This is a genomic window from Halorubrum rubrum (assembly GCF_024494685.1).
Taxonomy (GTDB): Archaea; Halobacteriota; Halobacteria; order Halobacteriales; family Haloferacaceae; genus Halorubrum; species Halorubrum rubrum.
Genome location: NZ_JANHDM010000003.1, coordinates 20,690 through 40,035 on the forward strand (window position 1 = coordinate 20,690; position 19,346 = coordinate 40,035).

A 19,346-nucleotide genomic window follows, 5' to 3' on the forward strand; every position below is an offset into this window, starting at 1 on the left:
GAAGGGGAGGCCCGGAGCCGGACGAGACGCGGATCGCTCGGTTACTGGAGGTCGAACTCGAAGACCAGTGCCGAACACTCCTCGCAGGCCAACACCGGCAGGTTCGGGTCGCGTCGGACGCCTCCGGGGCCGCCACAGCAGTCCCGTCTGACCGTCTCGGAGACGTCGCCGCCGCAGACCGGACAGGTCCGGACGAAGGTCCGGAGCGGTCGTGCGGCGGCCGCGCGGATTTCGGGGGGAACGTCGAACCCGGCGAGCGTCTCCGCCGCCGCGGCCTCGGCGATCGCCACCGGCCGGGAGAGCCAGACGGGGCGGTCGCCCCCGATCCGGATCCGTTCGCCGTGTACCTCTCCCTCGAGGTCGTCGCCGGCGGCCGCGGCGGCCCGGTCGGCCAACTCGGCGTCGTCGAGCGCTCGAAGCGCGGCCATGCGCTCTTCGAACGCCTCGCGATAGTCGTCCGCGAGCCGGAGTTCCTCGCCCGCCACGACGAGGACGCCGGCCTCCGAAAGCGCCGCGAGCAGCGCCTCGGGGTCGGCGGTGCCGTCGGAGCCGGCGGCGAGGTGATCGGAGCCGGCGTCGGCGGCGGCGTCGGAGTCCTCCTCGGCCGGGACGCCGGACCCGTCGGCCGCGGGTTCGCCGGCACCGTCGGCGGCCGGTTCGCGACCGACGCCGTCCGCGATCGAGCCGCTCTCGACCCGATCGCGTTTCCCCGGGCCGACGTCGAACGGGAGCGGCTCGACGAGACGCGGCGCGAACCGCGGCGTTCCGGGCACGACGTATCCCCGGAGGTAGACGAGCACGCCGCCGCCGAGCAGGACGAGCGGGGCGATCGGGGCGAACGCTATCCCCGCGAGCGCCGAGACGGCGACGACGGCCGCGAGGTTCACCGCGGTACACGGCCAACAGCGATTCTCGCCGGTGTGTTCGGGTCGGCGGAGCGTGTCGAATGCTGTCACGTCGGCCCGTGGGCGCTCCGGCCCTAAGGGCGTTCCGGGGAAGGCGGCGTCCCCGTCCGAACCGCGGCGTTACGACCGGAACTCACGGTGTGTCGCGACGTAGGCGGCGATCTCGCGGCGTTCCAGCGCGGCGAAGCCGGCGAGGATGGCGACGAACCCGAGGATCGCCTCTCCGCCGATCAGGTGGCCGAGCACGACCCAGCTCCCGACGGCGGCGACGACGGGCTCGACGTAGCTCACGAGGTGGAGCTGCGTCGGGCCGACGGCGTCCAGAAGCGCGAAGTAGAGGAGGAACCCGACGATCCCCGAGAGGACGGTGAGGTACGCCAACGAGACGATCGACGTGGCGTTCCACGCGATCCCCGCCGGTGACTCGCCGGTCACCGCCGCCCCGCCGAAGAGCAGTCCCGCGCCGACCACCATCGCCCACCCCTGGAGGGCGGCGATCGGAAGATCGGTTCGAAGCGGACGCAGGAGGACGGCTCCGATCGAGAAGGAGACCGCGGCGAGAAACACCAGCGCGACGCCCAGAAGCTCCGGCGAGACGAACCCGAGCGGGCCCGCTCCGCGCCCGGCCGCGAGCCCCGCGCCCCCCGGATCGGCGATCACGGCGACGCCGACCACGCCGAGGGCGAACCCGGCGATCTCGAGGGGACCGAGCCGCTCGCTCGGCAACAGGAGCGCGGCGAACGCGGCGGTCAACACCGGCGAGAGGCTGACGACCACGGCCGCGATCGCACCCGAGACGTGAAGCTCGCCGACGTACAGGAGTCCGTGGTACGCCGCGATCACGAAGCCGCCGGCGACCCCGACCCCGAGCCACTCCTCGCGCCCGCGAGGGATCCAGCGGTCGGAGACGACGGTTGCGTACGCCAGCACGGCGGCTCCGGCGAGCGCGTACCGAACCCCGGCGAAGAGCAGCGGCGGGAAGTACGCCAGCCCGGCCTCGATCGCGACGAACGAGCTTCCCCACAGTACCGCGAGCAACAGGAACGCGCCGACCGCGGCGGTGGGAGACGAACGGAGAGATCCCGAGTACATTGGATACCGTATCGACGTTTTCCCATCTATTTAAATTAATCTCTCATAAATCTCAGAATCTTTGATTATTTGATACACATATGATTCTAATCCGGTATCCATTCGAATTAGATAGTGGATGTTGGATTTGACTCCGAGTATATCGGTCGAAATATATACGGATTCCTAAGATGAACTCGGGCCATGGACGAGCGCGACGTGCGACTGTTGAAGGCGATCGCGGACCTCGGAACCGGTAGCCCCGAGGCGCTTCACGAGACGACCGACATTCCGGTGTCGACCATCCACTACCGGTTGAACAACCTCCGAGAGGCAGGCGTGATCGAAAACGACCTCTACGACTTCGATCACGAGGCGCTCGGGCTCGGCGTCACCGTCATCGTGGAGGTGCTCGCCCGCTACGAGGACTCCCACGAGGAGTTCGGGCAACGTCTCCTCGATATCGAGGGCGTCACGGAGGCATTCTTCACGATGGGCGAGACGGACTTCGTCGTCATCGCGCGGCTCTCCTCGTCGGACAGCGTCGAGCGGCTCATCAGCGAGTTCGAGGCGATAGAGGGCGTCGAACGCACTAACTCGACGTTCACGATCTCGACCCTGCGCGACGAGTCGCGCGCGCCGGCGACCTACGAACTCGACACGCTGATCGACGAGCTGACCGAGTGACCGCCACGGCGATCGCCGGTCAGCGCTCGGTCAGTAACCCGTCGACGGTTCCCTCGATCCGCTCCGCTTCGCGGAACTGGTCGGGCGCGATCCCGCTGAGTTCGGAGAGCCGTTCTTCCAGCTCGGTCAGCTCGCCGACCGCCTCGTCGACGGTGGCGACCACCTCCTCCGTGCTCGCCGCGTGGTCGTCGGTCGCGCGGGCGACCTCGTCAACTCCCCTGGCCGTCTCCTCCACCGCCTCACGGATCTCCCGGAGTGAGTCGACGGTCCCGCCGACCGCCTCGGTCGCCGCGTCGAGGTCGTCCGTCGTCTCCTCGAGTTCGCTTGCGGTCCGTCGGGTGGTCGAGACCACGTCGCCGACTGGTCCGACGCCTCGTTCGCGACCCGTTCCATCCGTTCCCGTTGCGTCTCGGAGAACGACTCCGTCGCCTCCGTGAACGCGACCACTCGATCGATCGTGTCCGAGAGGTCGATCAGTTGCGTCCTGACGGTTCCGCTGACCTCCCGCTGGAGCGACTCGAGTTCGCGCTGGCGATCGACGTGTTCGGAGACGGCGGAGGCGATCTCGAACGGCCCGGCGACGGTCCCGTCGGGCCCGCGGAGCGGGACGCCGTAGTTCTGGAACGTGGCGTCCGTCGTCGGGCCCTCCCGGATCTCGACCTCCTCAATGGCGATCGCCTCCCATGCGATCGTCTCGGCCAGTGTCTCGTCTTCGTTTTCGGTCCCGATCACGTCGTAGGCGTGCTCGCCTATCGCCTCCGACCCGTCGATGGTGAGTGGGCGGCCAGCGTCCGATTCCAGTGGGTGAGCTCCCCGTCGGCCTCCGTCACCAGTACGGCCTCCGGAAATTCGCCCACCAGTTGGTCGAACATCGATCGCCAGAAGTCGCGCTCGTGAGTGAGCGAAGCGAGCGAACGGGCACGGCGGGATTCGAACCCGCGATCGAGGGGTTAGGAACCCCTCGCCCTATCCGCTAGGCCACGCGCCCGAGATGAAGAAGCGGGACGATCGAACGGGGACCGCGGAGAGAGACGTCCGCTACGCGTTCTGCCGGTTACGCGCTCGATTCTTTCTCGGTTTCGGTCTCGGTCTCGAGATCGTCGTCGGTCGGGGTCTCCGTCGTCGTCTCGGTCGGAGTCTCCGTCGTCGTCTCGGCCGACGCGTCCGTGTCCAGGTCGCCCTCCTGCATCTTCTGTAGCTCCTCTTCGACCTCCTCGCGGCCCTTCTTGAACTCGCCCATCGCCTGTCCGGTCGACCGGGCGAGCTTCGGGATCTTGTTCGCGCCGAACAGCAGGACCAACACGAGCAGGATTATGAGGAGCTCCGGACCCGCCGGAATGCCGCCGATCAGTGGAATCGCGCTTGTCATCTCTACCCGGTCGTAACCCTGTAGCGATTATAGTCTTTTTGGACGCGCAGGGTTCTCGGAAAGGGCTCAGAAGGACGCTCAAGAAGACACGAAACCCGATCTAGACCCTTCTTTCGAGCCGACGACTGTAGGGTTTGCGGCTGGAATGGAGGTGTCCGCGTAGATGGCGGTCGCATCCGGGCCGTTCTGCGGCGCACTCGGCTGTCGCGACGAGGCCGACCACGTCATCCGCGACGGCAACGGCGAGTACTTCGTCTGCGACGAGCACGCCGACGCCGGCGAGGTGGTCGGCGATGTCTGAGGACGACGTCTCCGCCCGTGACGCCCTCGCCATCGCCCAGCGAGCACTCGCGAAGGCCAACGGCCTCGAGGACGATCTCGACGAAGCGCACACCGAGCTCGAAGAGCTCCAAGAGAACATCACGTCGCTCGAGCTCCGCCTCTCCGAGCACGACGACGAGCGCGACTACGCGGACCTCACCCGTGACGACAAGGTCGGGATGGTCCGCGAACACGCCTTCGAGAAGGCGACGCGTGGCTCCGGTGTCGCCGCGCTCGACTACGACGACATCATGTGGGAGGTCTTCGACGGCGAGCCCTCGGCCGACCACTGCTACACGCTGATGAAACTCGCCGCGAACATCCGCGGCTTCGAGGTGAAGACGCCGCCGAGCGGCAACCGGAGTCTCACCGTCACCGCTCGCGAGGCGAAGCGCGGGGCTGCGTTTTCGTCCGCGAATAAAACCAACTCGGAGGAGGTGCGCTAGCGATGGCGGCCTTCTCTCGTGGGATTCCACCTCCGCTTGTACTCGCTGTAGATCAACGCAAGCGTAGCTGTGTAAGCAAGTGTCCGTTAGCTGCGAGGCCGTCGTTCTGGCCGGCGTCTGGCCGGCGTCGTCCGACGGTCCGAGCGGTTCGACGGGCTTTATTCGCGGACGAAAACCCACGATGTCCACCACCCACGACCGACGAACGGAGAACGAGACGCTGACCGAGACGCTGATCCGCTTCATGCGGGAGCGGTACCGCGACGAGATCGGAACGCTGGCCCAGCGGTATCCGAACGAGCAGCTGTCGCTCGTCATCGACTACGACGAGCTCTACGAGTTCGACCGCGGCCTCGCCGAGGACTGCCTCGAGAAGCCCGCGGAGATGCGCGAGTATCTCGAGGAGGCACTTCGGCTGTACGACCTCCCGGCGGACGTCGACCTCGCGAACGCCCACGTACGCGTGTCGAACCTGCCGCCCGAGCACACGTACTATCCCGGTGGGTTCAGCCCGACCGACCAGGCGGGATCCTACCGGGCGATCACGGGCGAGGTGAGCAAAGCCACCGACCAGTACTCGAAGATCGTTGAAGCGGCCTTCGAGTGCCAGCGCTGCGGAATGTTCACCTACATCCCGGAGAGCGACTCGGGATTCCAGGAACCGCACGAGTGCCAGGGGTGTGAGCGACAGGGCCCCTTCCGCGTCAACATCGACCAGTCTGAGTTCATCGACGCCCAACAGTTCCGGCTCACGACGCCGCCGGAGATCGCGGAGGGCGGCGGCACCGAGATCGACGTCTTCGTTGAGGACGACCTCGCCGATGTCGTTACCGCGGGCGATCGCGTCACCGTCGCCGGGACGATTCACCTCGATCAGCAGACGCAGGGCAACCAGAAGACGGGGAAGTTCGAGCCGTACGTCGACGCCGGTGCGCTCGCCGTCGACGAGACGGACCACACCGAGGTCGACACCACGCCCGAGGAGCGCGAGCGCATCCAGGAGCTCGCCGCCGGCGAGGAGGGTGACCCACTCGATCTCGCAGCGGCCTCACTCGCACCGAAGATCCACGGTTACGACGACATCAAGCGCGCGCTGATCCTCGCGATGGTCGGCGGCTCCAAAACGGTGTACGGACCCGACGACCACGACCGCGGCGAGTTCCACGTCCTGCTGCTGGGTGACCCCGGAACGGCGAAGTCGAAGCTGATCGACCGCGTCGAGGACCTCGGCTGGCGGTCGGTCGGCGTCTCGGGGAAGGGCGCGACCGTCGCGGGCGTCACCGCGAGCGCCGTCCAGGACGACTTCGGCGACGGCGGGTCCGCCCTCGAGGCCGGCGCGTTCGTGAAGGCGCACAAGGGCGCGGTGTGTATCGACGAGCTCGACGACATGCCGGCGGACGTCCGCGCGGCGATGCTCGATCCGATGAGCAAACAGAAGATCCACGTCAACAAGTGGGGGATCAACGCCACGCTCCGGACGGAGACGGCGGTCGTCGCGGCCGGCAACCCGAAGTACGGCCGGTTCGACCCGTACGAACCCGTCCAGGAGCAGTTCGACCTCGAGAGCAACCTCCTCTCGCGGTTCGACCTGGTGTTCACGCTCACCGACCAGCCCGAGCCCGACCGAGACAGCGACATCACGAGCCACATCCTCGATGCTCGGGATGCGGCCAAGCGGCAGATGGCCGGGCTCGACGTCGACGACGAGATCGCCGAGACCATCGCGACGCCGGTCGACCGCGACCTGCTCCGGAAGTGGATCGCCCTCGCCAAACAGCAGCCTGAGCCGGTGTTCGCGAACGACGAGGTGAAAGCGTGGCTCGAGGAGAGTTTCACGAACCTCCGCGGGATGAACGGCTACGACAACGAGTCGCCCGTGCCGGTGACGTTCCGGAAGCTCGAGGGGATCGTTCGGATCGCGGAGGCGGCCGCGAAGTTCGAGTTCTCCGAGACGATCGAGATGGAGCACGTCGAGTTCGCGACGAACGCGGTCGGCCAGTCGATGAAGGACTACGGCATCGATGAGGACGGCACCTACGACGCCGACGTCCAGGAGACGGGCACGTCGAAGAGCCAGCAGCAGAAGATGAAGATCCTCGGAGCAGTCATCGAGGAGCTCCAGCCCGACGGGACAGGCGGCGCCGAGACTGAGGCAGTCGTCGAGAAGCTCGAGGAGGAAGGCATCGACACCGGCTGGGGGCTGATCGACAAGGCGAAAGAGCAAGGTCTCGCCTACGAGCCGCAGGGAGAGGGCATCCGCTGGGTCGGGGGTGCGTAACCATGCCCTCGGACACTCAACCCGCCCAGACGGGCGACGCGATCCCGAACCCGATGCCGGAGTCCGCGGCGAAGCACGCCGAGAACCCGGCGCGGTTCCTCGTCGACGAACTCCACATCGACACCGGCGACGGCACCACCGGAGAACTGATCCTCGCACGGATCCGTGGGATCCAGACGGTCGAGCTGTGTCGGTTCTGGCTCGGCGTCGAACGGTGGCTCGCTCGCGTGCAGGATCGTGAGCCGCGGGACGACGTCGTCGACGCCCTCGAGGAGCGCGAGGAAACCCTCCGGAAGCGAGGTGAAGGGCTCGCGCAGGCCGGGCTCACCCCGGAGGAGCGTCGCGAACGCGCTGCCGAGCGCGACAGCGAGTCCGTGGCGGTGCTCCTGGACGAGGACGGAGAGGAGCGGCCGTGGTCATCACAGCGTGGTGCTGTCGTGGGGGCGAGTCGATGACAGGCCGCCAGCCTAAGATCCCGGAAGAGTACCCTGGCGTCGCACAGAGCGACCGGGGAGAGAAGGTCACCGACATCGACACGACGCAACTCGACGGCGGTGAATCCCTACTCCGTGTGTGGACCACCGAGCGTGACGAGCCGCTCGAACTTGCGCTCACGCCGACGCAGGTGCGACAGTGGGACGCGCTGTTCAACATCGAAGCGTGGCGGGTCGATGTCGGCCTGATCCGTGACCGACCGGATCTCGACGATACTGTCTTTGTGAGCACGATCGGGAAGTCGTTCCACGATCCGCGAGCCGAGTCGTGCGCGGCGGTCAACGCGTACGACACCGCGATCGACCACGAGACTACCGTCGCCGAGGCCGTCGATGACGGCTACCGACCCTGTCGGCACTGCTACGAGATGGACGACTGGAGCCCTGACGAGCTCATAAACGAGGTGCGTTTCCGTGAGTGATACCGAGCGCAAGGTCGCGTACCTCGCCAAGAAGTGGCGGATCCCTCGAGAGGAGGCGCGCCGCCTGCTCAACATCCAGCGTGCGGAGGGCAACGATGACTGAACCCTGTCCGAACTGCGAGACGGACCTCCTCGTCGGGGGCGGACAGGGTCCGTACTACCGCTGGCAGTGTCACGGATGTGGCGAGCAGTTCGGCGCGGTCGACACCGAGCCGATCGCCTACGACGACGTCGACGAGTGGTACGAGTCGGCCTCTCCGGATGGGGTGCGCCTCCACACCGAACGCGGCTGTATCCCTGTGGACAGGCCTGTCGTTACCCACACGCCCGAGGAAGCGGAGGACTCGCGTCACGGTCGCTGTATCACGTGCGGCCACGAGGTGGTCGAGTCGTGAGTGAGACCGTCGACGTCGCAGACCTCCCCCGGTCCAAGCGCGAACACCTCGCCGAACTCCCGCCGACGGCGACCGTCGTCTACCTCCACCTCCGCAACGAAGGCGGGCCACGGACGCTTCGGCAGATCGCCTACGAGACGGTCCGTCCACGCAAGTCAGTCCACCGCGCCCTCCGAAAACTCCACGACGAAGACCTCGTCACGTGCTCGCCACGCCACACCGAGCCGCCGGCCTCAGAATGGACGATCGCCGGGATGTCATAATGACACAGTACGGTCGATATAAGCGTTGGGCCAAGCAACACACGGGTGACGACAGCCCGGCGACGGGTGACCTCACGCCTCGCACGCGGAGGTCGATACGACAGGGCCGGAGAGACGGTCGCCCTGGACCCTTCTGTACGTTGATAGCGCATGAGTAGTTATTACACCCACAACCAGGCTGGTGAGCGGACAGAGTGGTGCCCTCACTGCCAGCGGCACGTTCGAAGACCTCACCTACAACACGATGCCTGAGCAACCCGCCTATCACGAGCACGTCCTGGACGCCTCGGACGTGTGCCTGAGCTGCCACCGCATCGTCCGCGTCGAGCGGCAGGACCCGACACGCGGCGGGCTCACCCGCGAGTACGAGACGCACCACGAGCGCCATCGCGACCACACCGTGATCGACTATGGACCTGCCGACTCGGTTGGCGACCAGCAGGGGACGTTCTGTGAGCGCTGCGGAACCGAGTCACCCTGGGACCGTTACTGGGACGACCACCGGACTGACACCCACGAGATCGCGACGGCTTTCGGCTGGCTCGACGACGTCGACGACCCCGCGACGACCCCGTGCCAGGAGCGCGAAGTCTCCACGGCGAAGTTCCGCGAGCTGCTCAAGGCGACCATCCGCACGCTCGAGGAGAAGGGCGTCACTCTCGACCGGCAGACGCTCGCTCGGGAGGCGCTGGATCGCCGTCGCGACGGCGAGCACGTCGACGACTGTCTCGGCGAGGCGACCGGGGCCGCGATCACCAGGGCCGTCATCCGGAGTGATGCCGACCGGACTGACGCCCGGCGCGAGGTGCCGGCATGAGCACGTCGCAGTACGACCGCGTGACCTTCGACTTCGCCGGTCGAGAGCTCGTCGGCGACGTCATCGACTATCTCGCCGCCGGTGACGTCTCCGGGCCTGATGGCTTCCTGGTTGTCGACGTCGACGGACAGACGTACCGCGTCGAAGAGTCGAACGCAGAGCGGCTGGATCGATAGCTCAGTGGGAGAGCACGACCCTGAAACGGTCGCGTGCCTCGGTTCGAATCCGAGTCGATCCATCTCCCGACGGCGCGATCTCCCGGCTTTTCTCCGGAAGGTCAGGTCAGCGCCCGAGGGAGCGTACTGACCCACGAGCGGCCGGCAGCCACGAGACGGCACCGTGACATGCTCGTCCGAACGCGAGGAGATTCACGTCGATCGTTCCATATCGGCTTAAAACTGCCAAGTCCGGTCGCCTTGCTGTGCCCGTGGTCGGGTGACGAGCGCGCCTATTGGGAGTGGCGAGACCCAAGCCCTCTACGGCGCTACCTCGTCGGCGGTTCGAAACCGCCCGCAGCGTTTCGAGACGCACTGACAGACCCCACCGCTTCCACTCCAGATGGACGACAACACCCCTGAGTTCACAGAGCGGCAACGCGAGTTGATCGCGATGCTCCCGGCGACGACGTCGGAGATCGCCGAGGAGTTCGACGTCGCGCCGACCACAGTAGAGAGCCACCGAAACGCGCTCAAGGACAAGGGCGTCCCGCTGGAGTACGACCGCGAGACGAACGAGTGGTACGTCGACGGCTCGCCCGGGTGGCAGGCGATGGCCACCGAAGAAGACCCGGAGGGCACCAACGAGGTGGATCTCCCCGACCTCGAGGACGTCGACGTCGATCCCGAGGCGGAGGCAAACCCGAACGACCTAACCGACCGCGAGCGGGTCGTCGTCTCCGAGCTGGAGACGGGCGCCACGGTCGACGAACTCGCGGAGCGGCTCGACGAGCGCGAGTCGATCGTCACGGAGCACATCCGCGACCTGAAGCGGTCGGGATGGCACGTCTATATCGACGAGTCAGCGGAGATGGTCGCCATCGAGGGCGACCAGCCGCTCCGGTCGTCGGAGCACAAAGGCACGCGGACGCGGAAAGCGAACCGCTGGTGGGAACTCCGGCACAACGAGCTCGTCCGCGAGTTCCGCGGGCTGGAGACACCAGAAGCGAAGTATCACGACACGTCGGGCGAGGAGGACTGGGTGACTCACGTCACGGACCTCCACGCCGGCGACCTCGTCCGTGACGACGACGGCGAAGTCGTATACTCGACGGAGTCGATCCCCGACATCGTCGACTACATCACGTCGCAGTCGCTCGGGCTCGCGGAGAAGCACGCGAGCACGTACGAGACCGCCCACCTGCTGTGGGGCGGCGACATGGTCACGAACGAGGGCATCTACGAGGGGCAGTGGGAAGATCTCGACGCGTGGCTCGACGAACAGCACGAGAGCCTCATCGACCCACTCGTTCGGCAGATCAAGGCGTTCGCCGAGCGATTCCCCCACGTGGATGTCGTCTGCCAGGTGGGAAACCACGGCAAGAGCCGTGCGAGCGGGACGTCGTCGCAGGCGAATGCGGACCTCATCTTGTACAAGTCGATCCGGAACGTCATCGCGCAGCTCCAGGACCACGCGGACATCCTCGATAACGTGTCCTTCGACATCGGCGAGGCGCGGGCGTACAAGAACTTCGAGATGCGCGGCGGGGAGATCGCGGGCCACCTTCGACACGGCCAGCACCGACGGCCGCAGGCGGAGACGTCGGCGCGCGACAAGGAGTGGACGAAGACGCTGCTCGACCACGACTTCGACGTCGCGTACATGGGCCACTATCACGTCAGCGGGCGCATCCCGTGGGACGGCCCGCCGATCCTCGCGAGTCCGAGTCCAAAGCCCGCCGGCGAGTTCGTCGAGGCGATCGGCGCGCGGACGCCGTCGGAGCACCAGGGCGTCGCGACAGCACACGGAGTGAGCGACGACGGCGTGACTGGAGTGTTCCCGATCGACATGAGGAAGTACGCATGATGCACCAGAACCCAACCGCCTCGAGACAGTTCGATACTCCATCCGTCTCAGTGATGGCCGTCGACGGTGTCGGTGATGCCCCCGACCGACTCGCCTTCTACGATGGCACCTCGACGCGGTCGTGGCTCTCGATGGACGATCCGCTCGACCTCCGCGACTACCGCTAGGACCATGAGTACCCGACCGAACCCACCACGACCGTCGACGTACCGCCCGGACCGCTGCTCGGAGTGTGGCTGCCTGTTCAGTTCCGAGAACCCATGCGACTGCCAGCCCTTGATGGATGTCTCATGAGCGTCCCGCAACCTGCCCGGCCGTGGTACTGCCGCGATCGGTTCGTCGACGAGTACAAGACCACGCTCAAAGAGGACGATGAGAAGCTACCGATGCTGAAGACGCTGAAGATCCTCCGGTCGATCATCGTCAACGTCGGCATCTTCGGGATCGGTGGGTACGGGATGTACATCGGGAACGACCCGACGCTTCTTGCCGTCGCGACGCTCGCCGTCGCCGGCGCCTACAACGGGCTCGAACTCGGCGACTACCTCGCTCTCGTCCAGGCGTACAACGAGATTCAGACCGAGAGCAGCGACGGCGAGGACTGATGCCGACCTGCGAGGAGTGCGGTGACGAGCTCCAAGAGACGAACCCCGGCGGCCGGTACCGAGACAAGTGTATGGACTGTATCGAGGAAATCGCCGAGGACATCCCGAGCCACCGCGAGCAGTGTGACGACCCTGACTGCTTGACCTGTACTACACCATGACCGAGGGCCTCGAGTAACCCCATGGAGGACACAGTCGCTGTCGAGTACGAGCGCGACGGTCGTGACGTCGTCGGCACTGCTGCGTGGCGCATCCTCGAGCACTACGCGGAGCACGCTGACGACGACGTCCTCGAGACGATCACTCGACGACTCCCGATCGCGCTTCCGGACTTCTCGGCGCTCGCTCACGAGACGATCAACGTCGGGATCCTCTACGAGAACGCCGACGCCGCGGCCCAGGCGTTCGGATACAACCGACTACTGTGTTTCCCACCCGAGACGTACATCTCGAACGTCACACTCTGGCACGAGCTCGGACACGTCGCGATCCGCGTTCGCCACGAGCGCGGCGAGGATGTCTCGAAGACGAGCGAGGAGTACTGCTCGATCTTCTCGGTCGCCCGGATGCCGCCCGAAGCCATCGACGAGGATCGCATCCCGTATCTCGGTGAGCCCGAGGTCGCACGCGAGGAGTGGCCGCGGATCTGCCGAGACGCGCTTGACTACCGCGACGAGCGAGGCGCGAACAGCCACTACATCAAAGAGGCTGAGACGCGGCTCGGAATCGCGGATTAACACGCGAACGCGCATTACCAGCGGGCTTCGACCCGCCTGTGAAACAACACAACCACATGGCACACCGAGAGGACTTCCACGAAAACGCCCATCTCGAGGCCACCGAGATCACTGGTGATCGGGACTACGGCGAGTGGGGACAGTGTATCGTCGACCCTGCGAGCTCGACCGGCGAGCGCTGTACCCAGCCGGCGAAGGGCAGCCATGGGAAGTGTCACAGCCACGGCGGCTCTTCGTCCGGAGCTCCTGAAGGCAACAACAACGCCGAGGGCAACGACGGTGGAGCTCCCGAGGACAACACGAACGCGGTGACCCACGCGCTGTACGTCGAGAGCAACCGCTTCTACCAGGAGGTCATCGGCGACGCGCTCCGAGATCTCTGTGACGAGATCTACCAGAGCTACGTCGAGAAGTTCCACGACGTCAACGGTGAGCCGATCGTCGGCGAGAAAGCACGACTCTCGGAGATCGCGGTCAACCACATCAAGGTCATCCACGCGGACAACTGGGCAATCAATCGCCCCGACGATCTCGACACAGGGAACGCCCTGGTCGATCGCGAGACGCGGGTGAAGGCCTCCCAGAGCGAGTTCCGTGAGGAGGTCCGCTACAAGGAGTCGGTCGTCGTGAAGACCCAGCAGCGACTCCGGAAGGAGGACCGGAAGTGGCTGAAGGAGATGGGCCTGCTCGGCGCGGATGAACTCGACGTCAACGTCGACGGACAGGTCGACCACGACCACAGTCACGGCCTCGACGAGGACACCCGCGAGATGATCGACGACCTCGAGGAGGACCTGAAGGCATGACGCCGCTCGCTCTCCACGTCGCGGCCCGTCTCTACGATCCCGACGACGTCGACGTCCCGGACACCGTCGACCACAAGGCTCGGTTCGGCCGCTACGAGAACGAGCAGCCGGAGTTCGCCCGCTCGCAGAACATGCCGGACCTCGTCCGGGACAACATCGTCGACGTCGCCCGTCGCGAGTTCGCGCTCGAGCCGCCGGCGACGCCGGACGATCAGGAGGCGATCCGGCAGAGCGACTACCGCGAGTTCTGGATCGACCAGCTCGACACCGAGCCGTGGGACATCTACTCGATCGCGGAGTCGATGGCGGCTCGGTTCGACATCAATCCGGGCTGGGCGTTCAAGACCGCTCGCCAGCACCTCAACCAGCTCGTCCTCCAGGCGCGGATGCGTGGCTACCGTCAGGAGCGACTCGCCGGTCGGCGCTTCCGCTGGGCGGGCCCCGAGGCAGACCACCCGGCGTGTCAGTGGATCCGCCAGCAGATCCCTGAGGAGGGGCTGCCCTATCACGAGGTCGTCGACCTGATGCAAGAGGCGAAGAAGCGGTTCGTCGAGGACCCACCGTCGAGCGCGCACGTCGTTCACGACTGGTGCCGCCACGAGATGCGCGAGGTCCTGTGACCATGTCGACGAACACGGCTACCGACACGACCGCGTCGACGTCGTCGGGGTCGATCGCCCAGCTGGTCGAGGAGCGACCGACGTCACACCCGCTGCCCTTCTCGATCCGACACCTCGGCACGGACGGGATCCTCGCACCGCCCCGGCACCTGCGCGACTGGTACCAGCACATCTGGGAGGCGGTGTACAAGCCACACGCGCCGACGAACCTCGCGCTACTGGGGCCGCGCAACTACGCGAAGACCGTCTCGACGATCGACGTCGCGCCGGCGTGGCTCGCCGTCAACTTCCCGGAGATCCGGATCGCGATCGTCTCGCACAAGAAGACGCACGCCGACAAGCGGGCGAAGACGGCGGTCGCGTCCATCGAGGAGGCCTGCGAGCGGTACGGCGTCCCGGTGTACGACTCCTCGAAGACAACGCTCCAGCTGGAGGCCGGTACGCACAACATCGAGCCGACGCTCGAGCCGCTCTCCATCCGGACGTCGGACACGGGGTCGCACTACGATGTCATCATCTACGACGACATCGCGACGCTCACGAACCAGACGACGGCGCTTCGGGACTCCATCTCGGAGAACTTCGAGGAGTTCTACGATAACGTCGCGGCGAAGGCCGGCGCGACCTGTCTCCCGCACAAGTCGCTGAACATCGTCATCGGGACGCGCAAAACCCCGGAGGACGTTTACCGCGAGCACGCCCTGTCGACGAACACCCCGGAGTGGGACGGCTGTATCGCCCGTGGCGTCTCCCGACCGGGATGGGCGGCCCGCGTCTGGCGGGCGACGCCGGACTGGCACGTCATCGAGAACGAGGCCTACGAGATCCACGCGACGGACGGCGAGATCTACGACACCATCCGGGACGTCCCGGCGGAGGTCGAGATCATCGACGACGGGATCCGCTCGGAGTCGGACACCGAGTTCCGCACGCTGTGGCCCGAGTTCGAGGCGCCCGAGACCCTGCTGACGAAGGTCGTCTCGAAGGAGGGCAGTGCGGGCCTGTGGCGCGCGGAGAACCAGCAGAATCCCGAGGCGGCGATCGGGCGCGTCCTCGACCTCGACTGGCTGCGCTTCGTCGACCCGATCCCGCGGGACGACTGGTCGGCGCTGGAGTGGTACGCCGGGCTCGACTTCGCCAACCCGAACAACCTCGCCGCCGAGCAGCGCGGGGAGACGGACTACTGGGCGCTCGCGGTGTACGCGTACGACCGGGAGAACGACCAGGAGTACGCCGTCGACCTCTGGCGCGACCGCGGCTACATGTGGGAGGAGGCGGCGACGGACTTCGTCGACGTCCACCTTGCGGACTACCCGGTCGGCGAGCTCCTCGTCGAGAGCAACTTCGACGGCAAGGAGATCGCCGACGTGATCGAGGACAACGTCGACGTCCGCGTGACGCCGAGCAACTCCGAGGGCGAGAAGGAGCAGCGTCTCCACCGGCTCGCGAACCGCTTCCAGCAGGGCAAGGTGAAGGTCGCGAGCGCGGAGAACGAGCGCTGGGAGTCGTTCATCCGCGAGGAGTGGCTGCCGTTCCCGGATGCTCCGCACGACGACCGCTTCGACGCGCTCGAGATCGCGTCACGTGGTCCCGACGGCTCGGTCGACCACGTTTCGAGTGACGACTTCGAGCACCTCGACTGGTGATTCACTCATTCATGACTCCAACTTCACCCCGTCCCGAGCACCGCACACTCGATCCCGAGACAGACGACGTCGAGCCCGTCGGCGAGCGTATCCCGACGCCTGGCTTCGCGTACAAGCTCCAGTGTACCGCGTGCCGGCCGTTCTACACGCGCCCGGTGCGGAAGGCAGACGACCCGCCGACGGTCGCCCGGTGCGCACAGTGCGGGCGCAAGCACTCGATGGACAGCGTCGAGATCACCAAACACGATCGCTATGAGTGACGACGAGATCCGCACGACGACGCTCGGCGAGGACGATGGTGGCGAGCTGGTCGCGATCGACTGGCCCGGCGGCGACGTCGAGCAGATGCTCCAGGGGCAGATCACGGCGACGCCCCAGGCGTCTGGCGGCCGGTCGAACACGCACACCGACGACGTCGGGCCTGTCTCTCGCATCTCGGATCGCGGCGGGATCTGGAGCAAGATGGACCTTCAGTCGTTCACGCTCAACTCGACGGAGCTCGCGACGACGGTCAAGCGCTTTCGCGACGAGATGTACCGGAACCAGTTCCCGGTGCTCACGCCCGGGTTCGCCGTCCGCTGTACCACGTGCGGGACGTCGTACGACGAGGAGCGCGACGTCTGTGAGGTCTGCGGCGAGAGTGACTTCGAGACGCCGTCGCGCGCCCAGAAGGAACGACTCGCCGGCCTCTTCGCGTCCGTCAACGACGACGGCCAGTCGCTGGCGTCGCTGATGAAGTTCGAGGAGGATTACCAGTCCTACTACGGGATCTCGACCATCCTCGCCCGCCTCCGCTACCAGCACGTCGACCACGAGACGCAGGTCGCGGGGCGCACCCTCGAGTCGGCCAGTCGCTGGGAGGCGACCGAGATCGAGGAGCTCGTCCACGCGGACCCGCTGCGTGTCCGGCCGGTCCTCAACAAGCGGAACCGCCACGGTGGCTGGTGGACCTGCCCCGCCCATCGCGAGGAGTACTGGGAGCGCGACGACCTCACGTTCGAGGGCGACACCGACCACCCGGTCGAGATCTGTCCGGAGTGTCACGCCCAGCTCGAGGAGGTCGGCTACGCCGAGGTGAAGCACCGCGGCGACGACGTCAAGCGCCTCTTCCTCAAGCACGAGGTCATCGACTGGGCGCGGCACTTCCCTATCCTGAACGGGCTCGACGGCCGGTCAGCGATCCTCCCCCTGATCAAGCTCCAGGCCATCCTCCAGTGGTCGCGCAACTACGAGCTCCAGTACCTCAACCCACAGAACGACCAGCAACTCCCCGACAAGTTCCTCGTGGCCTACGGGAAGAACGTCCGCGAGAGCCTGCGCGCCTCGCTGACCGAAGAGGAAGGCAAGAACCCGTGGGAGGAGGGCCGGCTCATGTACGAGGGCAGCCCCGACGACGTCGAGATCGAGATCCTCGACCTGTCGACATCGGCCGGGATCAACGGTCGCGAACCGATGGTCGAGCGGCTCATGTCGCAGATCCGGGCGATGTTCGGGGTCACCGACGCCTTCGAGAACGAGCTCTCGGACGCGGGCGGGCTCAACGCCGAGGGGACGCAGGTCGAGATCACGAACGGCGCCATCGCGAGCGCGCACCAAGACACCCAGGACAAGGCGCTCGACACGCTCTGTCAGCTCATCGAGCGCGTCGACGGCCACTGCGACTGGGAGCTCGCGTACGTCAACCCTGAGAGTGAGGAGGCGTCGCTGACGCCGCTCGAAGTGCTCCAGGGGATCGAGAAGGCCCAGCAGACCGGCACCGCGGTGGCTGTCGAAGATGGCCAGCTCCAGATCCCGGACCAGGAGATCACGCCGATGGACCCGAGTACTGCGTCGCCGGCTGATGAACCGCCCCCCGAAGGCGACCAGCCCGACGGTGGCGGCGACGCCGGCGCTGCGGGCCCGCCTGATGACGCCGCCGCGAATCGCTCCGATCCCGACCAACCCGCTTCCGACGCCCCTGACTCCCAGACATGACTGACACACTCGCACCCGTCGAGAATAGCGCGCTCCCACTGTCCACGCTCATCCGCGTCGTTGCTGACGACGTCGAGCAGGCCTCGAGCACTGACGACCTTCAACGCCACTCGCCGACCGAGGGTCGCGTTGCGGAGGTCACCGCCGGCGACCGTCCGTACGATGTCTACATCGGCACGGGCGACGCGTGGATCCTCGCCGCTTCGGAGCTCGGCCTCGAGGCCACAGTACTCCGAGCGACGCCCCAGGACCTGACCGCCGGCGACGCCCCAGCCCCGACCGCCACCGGCGTCCAAGCCACCCACGACGGGACGGGCACGCCGCCGGCGGGTACGTACACGTCGGATCCGACGAACAACCAGTGGGTCGGCGCTGGCGACACCACGAGCGGCACGACGATCGCGTACTGATGCCCGATCCTGATCTAGACGGCGAAGTCGACCTCAAGACGGTAGTCCAACAGCACATGGCGACGAGCAACGACACAGGGTTCGCGTTGGACGCCTATCGCGTACTCGCTCCCGACGATGGTGAGTTCGTCGAGCCGGTCCTCGGGATCGCCGTCGAGTTTCCGAACGGCGGTGTGTACGCTGACTGGAACGTCAACGCGTGGCCGGAGGGCGAGCGTCTTCGCTACCCACATGTCAGCATCTACGGCTCGCTCGAGGACTTCCGACAGGTCAGCGAGGGCACGATCGAACACATCGACTCCGTTGATGCCGCCAAGAGCGGTGATCCACGATGAGCATCCGCGTTCTCAACCAGCCCGCGACAGACGTCGACCACAAGGCGGCGGTCGGACAGTCCGTCGATCCCGACGGCCCGATCCACGACCGCCGGATCACCCGCGAGGACGTCCCGGACGAGTGGGAGCACGCCGTCTTCGGGGCGGAGAATTTCATCATCGAAGGCCCGGCGTCGGTCGAGATCGTCGACCGGAGCGGCCAGCAGATCCAGATGGACGCCGTCGCGGATAGCCTCGAGCGCTACCTCGAGAGCACGCGCGAGCCGGGTATCATCTCGACGAGACACGACGACGTCCCTGTGGGCGTCCCAGTGTGGGAGTGGACCACCGACGATGGCACGCACTACGAGACGACCGTCGACGACGAGGAGTTCACGCTCGTCGCGAACCTCGGCAACGAGACAACGAAGAGCAAGATGGCGCGACTCCGCTGTCTCAGCGGTGACTACGGCGGCTACTCGGTCACCGTCTACTCTAACCAGGAGCATCGGCGCAACGACGGCACGCGGGTGACCGTCGACTGCGACCTCCACGCCGTCACGCTCGGTCATCCGAGCCAGGTGATGAACCCCGCGGCGGACTTCGACGTCGTCGACTTCAAACACGGCGGCGTGCTCGAGGCGGCGATCCGCCGGCGGCTCCGTCGACGGCAGAGCCTCGCCGGCCGGATCGAGGACCGCCTCTAACCGACTGACATCGCAGAAAGACGTGCCGCGCCGACGG

At 66.5% G+C, this 19,346-nt stretch carries 26 protein-coding genes and 2 tRNA genes; 23 read left to right on the forward strand and 5 right to left on the reverse strand.

From position 1 onward, the window contains the following. Positions 1-41 precede the first annotated feature (41 nt). Positions 42-956 carry a DUF8054 domain-containing protein gene (locus NO889_RS04250; protein ID WP_256411022.1) on the reverse strand — a complete coding sequence of 305 codons (915 nt, stop codon included), beginning with the start codon at positions 954-956 and terminating at the stop codon, positions 42-44. 69 nt (positions 957-1,025) lie between these two features. Further along, entirely contained in the window at positions 1,026-1,997 is a 972-nt protein-coding gene (locus NO889_RS04255) for a DMT family transporter (protein ID WP_256411023.1), read from the reverse strand. Between the two features lie 183 nt (positions 1,998-2,180). Between NO889_RS04255 and NO889_RS04260 the strand changes: the two genes are divergently transcribed. Then, on the forward strand, positions 2,181-2,663 hold the full coding sequence (locus tag NO889_RS04260) for an Lrp/AsnC family transcriptional regulator (protein ID WP_256411024.1): 483 nt from the start codon (positions 2,181-2,183) through the stop codon (positions 2,661-2,663). Positions 2,664-2,682: 19 nt separating this feature from the next. Here the strand turns inward: NO889_RS04260 and NO889_RS04265 are convergent, their stop codons facing one another. The 3 genes from NO889_RS04265 to NO889_RS04275 all read right to left on the reverse strand — a co-directional run bounded on the left by NO889_RS04265 (position 2,683) and on the right by NO889_RS04275 (position 4,032). Next, positions 2,683-3,015 (reverse strand): methyl-accepting chemotaxis domain-containing protein, encoded by a 333-nt coding sequence (locus NO889_RS04265; RefSeq protein ID WP_256411025.1) that lies wholly within the window; start codon positions 3,013-3,015, stop codon positions 2,683-2,685. 563 nt (positions 3,016-3,578) lie between these two features. Further along, positions 3,579-3,651 (reverse strand) — tRNA-Arg (locus NO889_RS04270). 66 nt (positions 3,652-3,717) lie between these two features. Then, a complete protein-coding gene (locus NO889_RS04275) occupies positions 3,718-4,032 on the reverse strand; it encodes a Sec-independent protein translocase subunit TatA/TatB (RefSeq protein WP_256411026.1) in 315 nt (104 codons plus the stop codon). Positions 4,033-4,195: 163 nt separating this feature from the next. Here NO889_RS04275 and NO889_RS04280 point away from each other — a divergent pair, with 163 nt between their 5' ends. From NO889_RS04280 to NO889_RS04385, 22 genes are all read left to right on the forward strand, one after another. Next, a complete protein-coding gene (locus tag NO889_RS04280) occupies positions 4,196-4,333 on the forward strand; it encodes a hypothetical protein (protein ID WP_256411027.1) in 138 nt (45 codons plus the stop codon). Further along, entirely contained in the window at positions 4,326-4,799 is a 474-nt protein-coding gene (locus tag NO889_RS04285) for a hypothetical protein (RefSeq protein ID WP_256411028.1), read from the forward strand. Before NO889_RS04280 ends, NO889_RS04285 begins: the two co-directional genes overlap by 8 nt. A gap of 181 nt (positions 4,800-4,980) precedes the next feature. Next, on the forward strand, positions 4,981-7,077 hold the full coding sequence (locus NO889_RS04290) for a minichromosome maintenance protein MCM (protein ID WP_256411029.1): 2,097 nt from the start codon (positions 4,981-4,983) through the stop codon (positions 7,075-7,077). A gap of 2 nt (positions 7,078-7,079) precedes the next feature. After that, a complete protein-coding gene (locus NO889_RS04295) occupies positions 7,080-7,532 on the forward strand; it encodes a hypothetical protein (RefSeq protein WP_256411030.1) in 453 nt (150 codons plus the stop codon). Beyond that, a complete protein-coding gene (locus NO889_RS04300) occupies positions 7,529-7,993 on the forward strand; it encodes a hypothetical protein (protein ID WP_256411031.1) in 465 nt (154 codons plus the stop codon). Before NO889_RS04295 ends, NO889_RS04300 begins: the two co-directional genes overlap by 4 nt. Positions 7,994-8,088: 95 nt before the next feature. Next, complete coding sequence (locus NO889_RS04305; protein ID WP_256411032.1) at positions 8,089-8,388, forward strand: hypothetical protein; 300 nt, start codon at positions 8,089-8,091, stop codon at positions 8,386-8,388. Beyond that, the gene (locus NO889_RS04310; RefSeq protein ID WP_256411033.1) at positions 8,385-8,651 is read left to right on the forward strand and encodes a MarR family transcriptional regulator; all 267 of its coding nucleotides are present in this window, start codon (positions 8,385-8,387) and stop codon (positions 8,649-8,651) included. The genes NO889_RS04305 and NO889_RS04310 overlap by 4 nt, the downstream gene beginning before the upstream one ends. Positions 8,652-8,832: 181 nt before the next feature. Then, complete coding sequence (locus NO889_RS04315) at positions 8,833-9,468, forward strand: peptide ABC transporter substrate-binding protein (RefSeq protein WP_256411034.1); 636 nt, start codon at positions 8,833-8,835, stop codon at positions 9,466-9,468. Further along, the gene (locus NO889_RS04320; RefSeq protein WP_256411035.1) at positions 9,465-9,644 is read left to right on the forward strand and encodes a hypothetical protein; all 180 of its coding nucleotides are present in this window, start codon (positions 9,465-9,467) and stop codon (positions 9,642-9,644) included. The genes NO889_RS04315 and NO889_RS04320 overlap by 4 nt, the downstream gene beginning before the upstream one ends. After that, positions 9,635-9,706, forward strand: a tRNA-Phe gene (locus tag NO889_RS04325). Before NO889_RS04320 ends, NO889_RS04325 begins: the two co-directional genes overlap by 10 nt. 320 nt (positions 9,707-10,026) lie before the next feature. Beyond that, positions 10,027-11,490 carry a helix-turn-helix domain-containing protein gene (locus NO889_RS04330; RefSeq protein WP_256411036.1) on the forward strand — a complete coding sequence of 488 codons (1,464 nt, stop codon included), beginning with the start codon at positions 10,027-10,029 and terminating at the stop codon, positions 11,488-11,490. A gap of 290 nt (positions 11,491-11,780) precedes the next feature. Then, the gene (locus NO889_RS04335; protein WP_256411037.1) at positions 11,781-12,095 is read left to right on the forward strand and encodes a hypothetical protein; all 315 of its coding nucleotides are present in this window, start codon (positions 11,781-11,783) and stop codon (positions 12,093-12,095) included. Beyond that, a complete protein-coding gene (locus NO889_RS04340; RefSeq protein WP_256411038.1) occupies positions 12,095-12,256 on the forward strand; it encodes a hypothetical protein in 162 nt (53 codons plus the stop codon). The genes NO889_RS04335 and NO889_RS04340 overlap by 1 nt, the downstream gene beginning before the upstream one ends. A gap of 21 nt (positions 12,257-12,277) precedes the next feature. After that, the gene (locus tag NO889_RS04345; RefSeq protein WP_256411039.1) at positions 12,278-12,832 is read left to right on the forward strand and encodes a hypothetical protein; all 555 of its coding nucleotides are present in this window, start codon (positions 12,278-12,280) and stop codon (positions 12,830-12,832) included. Between the two features lie 56 nt (positions 12,833-12,888). Beyond that, positions 12,889-13,638, forward strand: coding sequence for a hypothetical protein (locus NO889_RS04350; RefSeq protein ID WP_256411040.1), 750 nt, complete (start codon positions 12,889-12,891; stop codon positions 13,636-13,638). After that, positions 13,635-14,258 (forward strand): hypothetical protein, encoded by a 624-nt coding sequence (locus NO889_RS04355; RefSeq protein ID WP_256411041.1) that lies wholly within the window; start codon positions 13,635-13,637, stop codon positions 14,256-14,258. The genes NO889_RS04350 and NO889_RS04355 overlap by 4 nt, the downstream gene beginning before the upstream one ends. A 2-nt stretch (positions 14,259-14,260) precedes the next feature. After that, positions 14,261-15,904: a hypothetical protein gene (locus NO889_RS04360; RefSeq protein ID WP_256411042.1), complete on the forward strand. Its 1,644-nt coding sequence runs from the start codon at positions 14,261-14,263 to the stop codon at positions 15,902-15,904. A gap of 11 nt (positions 15,905-15,915) precedes the next feature. Then, a complete protein-coding gene (locus NO889_RS04365; protein ID WP_256411043.1) occupies positions 15,916-16,164 on the forward strand; it encodes a hypothetical protein in 249 nt (82 codons plus the stop codon). Further along, the gene (locus NO889_RS04370) at positions 16,157-17,878 is read left to right on the forward strand and encodes a hypothetical protein (RefSeq protein ID WP_256411044.1); all 1,722 of its coding nucleotides are present in this window, start codon (positions 16,157-16,159) and stop codon (positions 17,876-17,878) included. The genes NO889_RS04365 and NO889_RS04370 overlap by 8 nt, the downstream gene beginning before the upstream one ends. Next, on the forward strand, positions 17,875-18,288 hold the full coding sequence (locus tag NO889_RS04375; protein ID WP_256411045.1) for a hypothetical protein: 414 nt from the start codon (positions 17,875-17,877) through the stop codon (positions 18,286-18,288). Before NO889_RS04370 ends, NO889_RS04375 begins: the two co-directional genes overlap by 4 nt. Continuing rightward, positions 18,288-18,623 (forward strand): hypothetical protein, encoded by a 336-nt coding sequence (locus NO889_RS04380; RefSeq protein ID WP_256411046.1) that lies wholly within the window; start codon positions 18,288-18,290, stop codon positions 18,621-18,623. Before NO889_RS04375 ends, NO889_RS04380 begins: the two co-directional genes overlap by 1 nt. Beyond that, complete coding sequence (locus NO889_RS04385) at positions 18,620-19,309, forward strand: hypothetical protein (protein ID WP_256411047.1); 690 nt, start codon at positions 18,620-18,622, stop codon at positions 19,307-19,309. Before NO889_RS04380 ends, NO889_RS04385 begins: the two co-directional genes overlap by 4 nt. The last annotated feature ends 37 nt before the right edge of the window (positions 19,310-19,346 follow it).

What these genes read in the sequence shown, in the direction of transcription:
- NO889_RS04385 (WP_256411047.1), top strand. Translation starts at nt 18,620, where the DNA reads ATGAGCATCCGCGTTCTCAACCAGCCCGCGACAGACGTCGACCACAAG.
- NO889_RS04330 (WP_256411036.1), top strand. Translation starts at nt 10,027, where the DNA reads ATGGACGACAACACCCCTGAGTTCACAGAGCGGCAACGCGAGTTGATC.
- NO889_RS04365 (WP_256411043.1), top strand. Translation starts at nt 15,916, where the DNA reads ATGACTCCAACTTCACCCCGTCCCGAGCACCGCACACTCGATCCCGAG.
- NO889_RS04380 (WP_256411046.1), top strand. Translation starts at nt 18,288, where the DNA reads ATGCCCGATCCTGATCTAGACGGCGAAGTCGACCTCAAGACGGTAGTC.
- NO889_RS04350 (WP_256411040.1), top strand. Translation starts at nt 12,889, where the DNA reads ATGGCACACCGAGAGGACTTCCACGAAAACGCCCATCTCGAGGCCACC.
- NO889_RS04255 (WP_256411023.1), bottom strand. Translation starts at nt 1,997, where the DNA reads ATGTACTCGGGATCTCTCCGTTCGTCTCCCACCGCCGCGGTCGGCGCG.
- NO889_RS04335 (WP_256411037.1), top strand. Translation starts at nt 11,781, where the DNA reads ATGAGCGTCCCGCAACCTGCCCGGCCGTGGTACTGCCGCGATCGGTTC.
- NO889_RS04280 (WP_256411027.1), top strand. Translation starts at nt 4,196, where the DNA reads ATGGCGGTCGCATCCGGGCCGTTCTGCGGCGCACTCGGCTGTCGCGAC.
- NO889_RS04295 (WP_256411030.1), top strand. Translation starts at nt 7,080, where the DNA reads ATGCCCTCGGACACTCAACCCGCCCAGACGGGCGACGCGATCCCGAAC.
- NO889_RS04320 (WP_256411035.1), top strand. Translation starts at nt 9,465, where the DNA reads ATGAGCACGTCGCAGTACGACCGCGTGACCTTCGACTTCGCCGGTCGA.
- NO889_RS04360 (WP_256411042.1), top strand. Translation starts at nt 14,261, where the DNA reads ATGTCGACGAACACGGCTACCGACACGACCGCGTCGACGTCGTCGGGG.
- NO889_RS04340 (WP_256411038.1), top strand. Translation starts at nt 12,095, where the DNA reads ATGCCGACCTGCGAGGAGTGCGGTGACGAGCTCCAAGAGACGAACCCC.
- NO889_RS04370 (WP_256411044.1), top strand. Translation starts at nt 16,157, where the DNA reads ATGAGTGACGACGAGATCCGCACGACGACGCTCGGCGAGGACGATGGT.
- NO889_RS04355 (WP_256411041.1), top strand. Translation starts at nt 13,635, where the DNA reads ATGACGCCGCTCGCTCTCCACGTCGCGGCCCGTCTCTACGATCCCGAC.
- NO889_RS04285 (WP_256411028.1), top strand. Translation starts at nt 4,326, where the DNA reads ATGTCTGAGGACGACGTCTCCGCCCGTGACGCCCTCGCCATCGCCCAG.
- NO889_RS04260 (WP_256411024.1), top strand. Translation starts at nt 2,181, where the DNA reads ATGGACGAGCGCGACGTGCGACTGTTGAAGGCGATCGCGGACCTCGGA.
- NO889_RS04345 (WP_256411039.1), top strand. Translation starts at nt 12,278, where the DNA reads ATGGAGGACACAGTCGCTGTCGAGTACGAGCGCGACGGTCGTGACGTC.
- NO889_RS04300 (WP_256411031.1), top strand. Translation starts at nt 7,529, where the DNA reads ATGACAGGCCGCCAGCCTAAGATCCCGGAAGAGTACCCTGGCGTCGCA.
- NO889_RS04290 (WP_256411029.1), top strand. Translation starts at nt 4,981, where the DNA reads ATGTCCACCACCCACGACCGACGAACGGAGAACGAGACGCTGACCGAG.
- NO889_RS04305 (WP_256411032.1), top strand. Translation starts at nt 8,089, where the DNA reads ATGACTGAACCCTGTCCGAACTGCGAGACGGACCTCCTCGTCGGGGGC.
- NO889_RS04375 (WP_256411045.1), top strand. Translation starts at nt 17,875, where the DNA reads ATGACTGACACACTCGCACCCGTCGAGAATAGCGCGCTCCCACTGTCC.
- NO889_RS04275 (WP_256411026.1), bottom strand. Translation starts at nt 4,032, where the DNA reads ATGACAAGCGCGATTCCACTGATCGGCGGCATTCCGGCGGGTCCGGAG.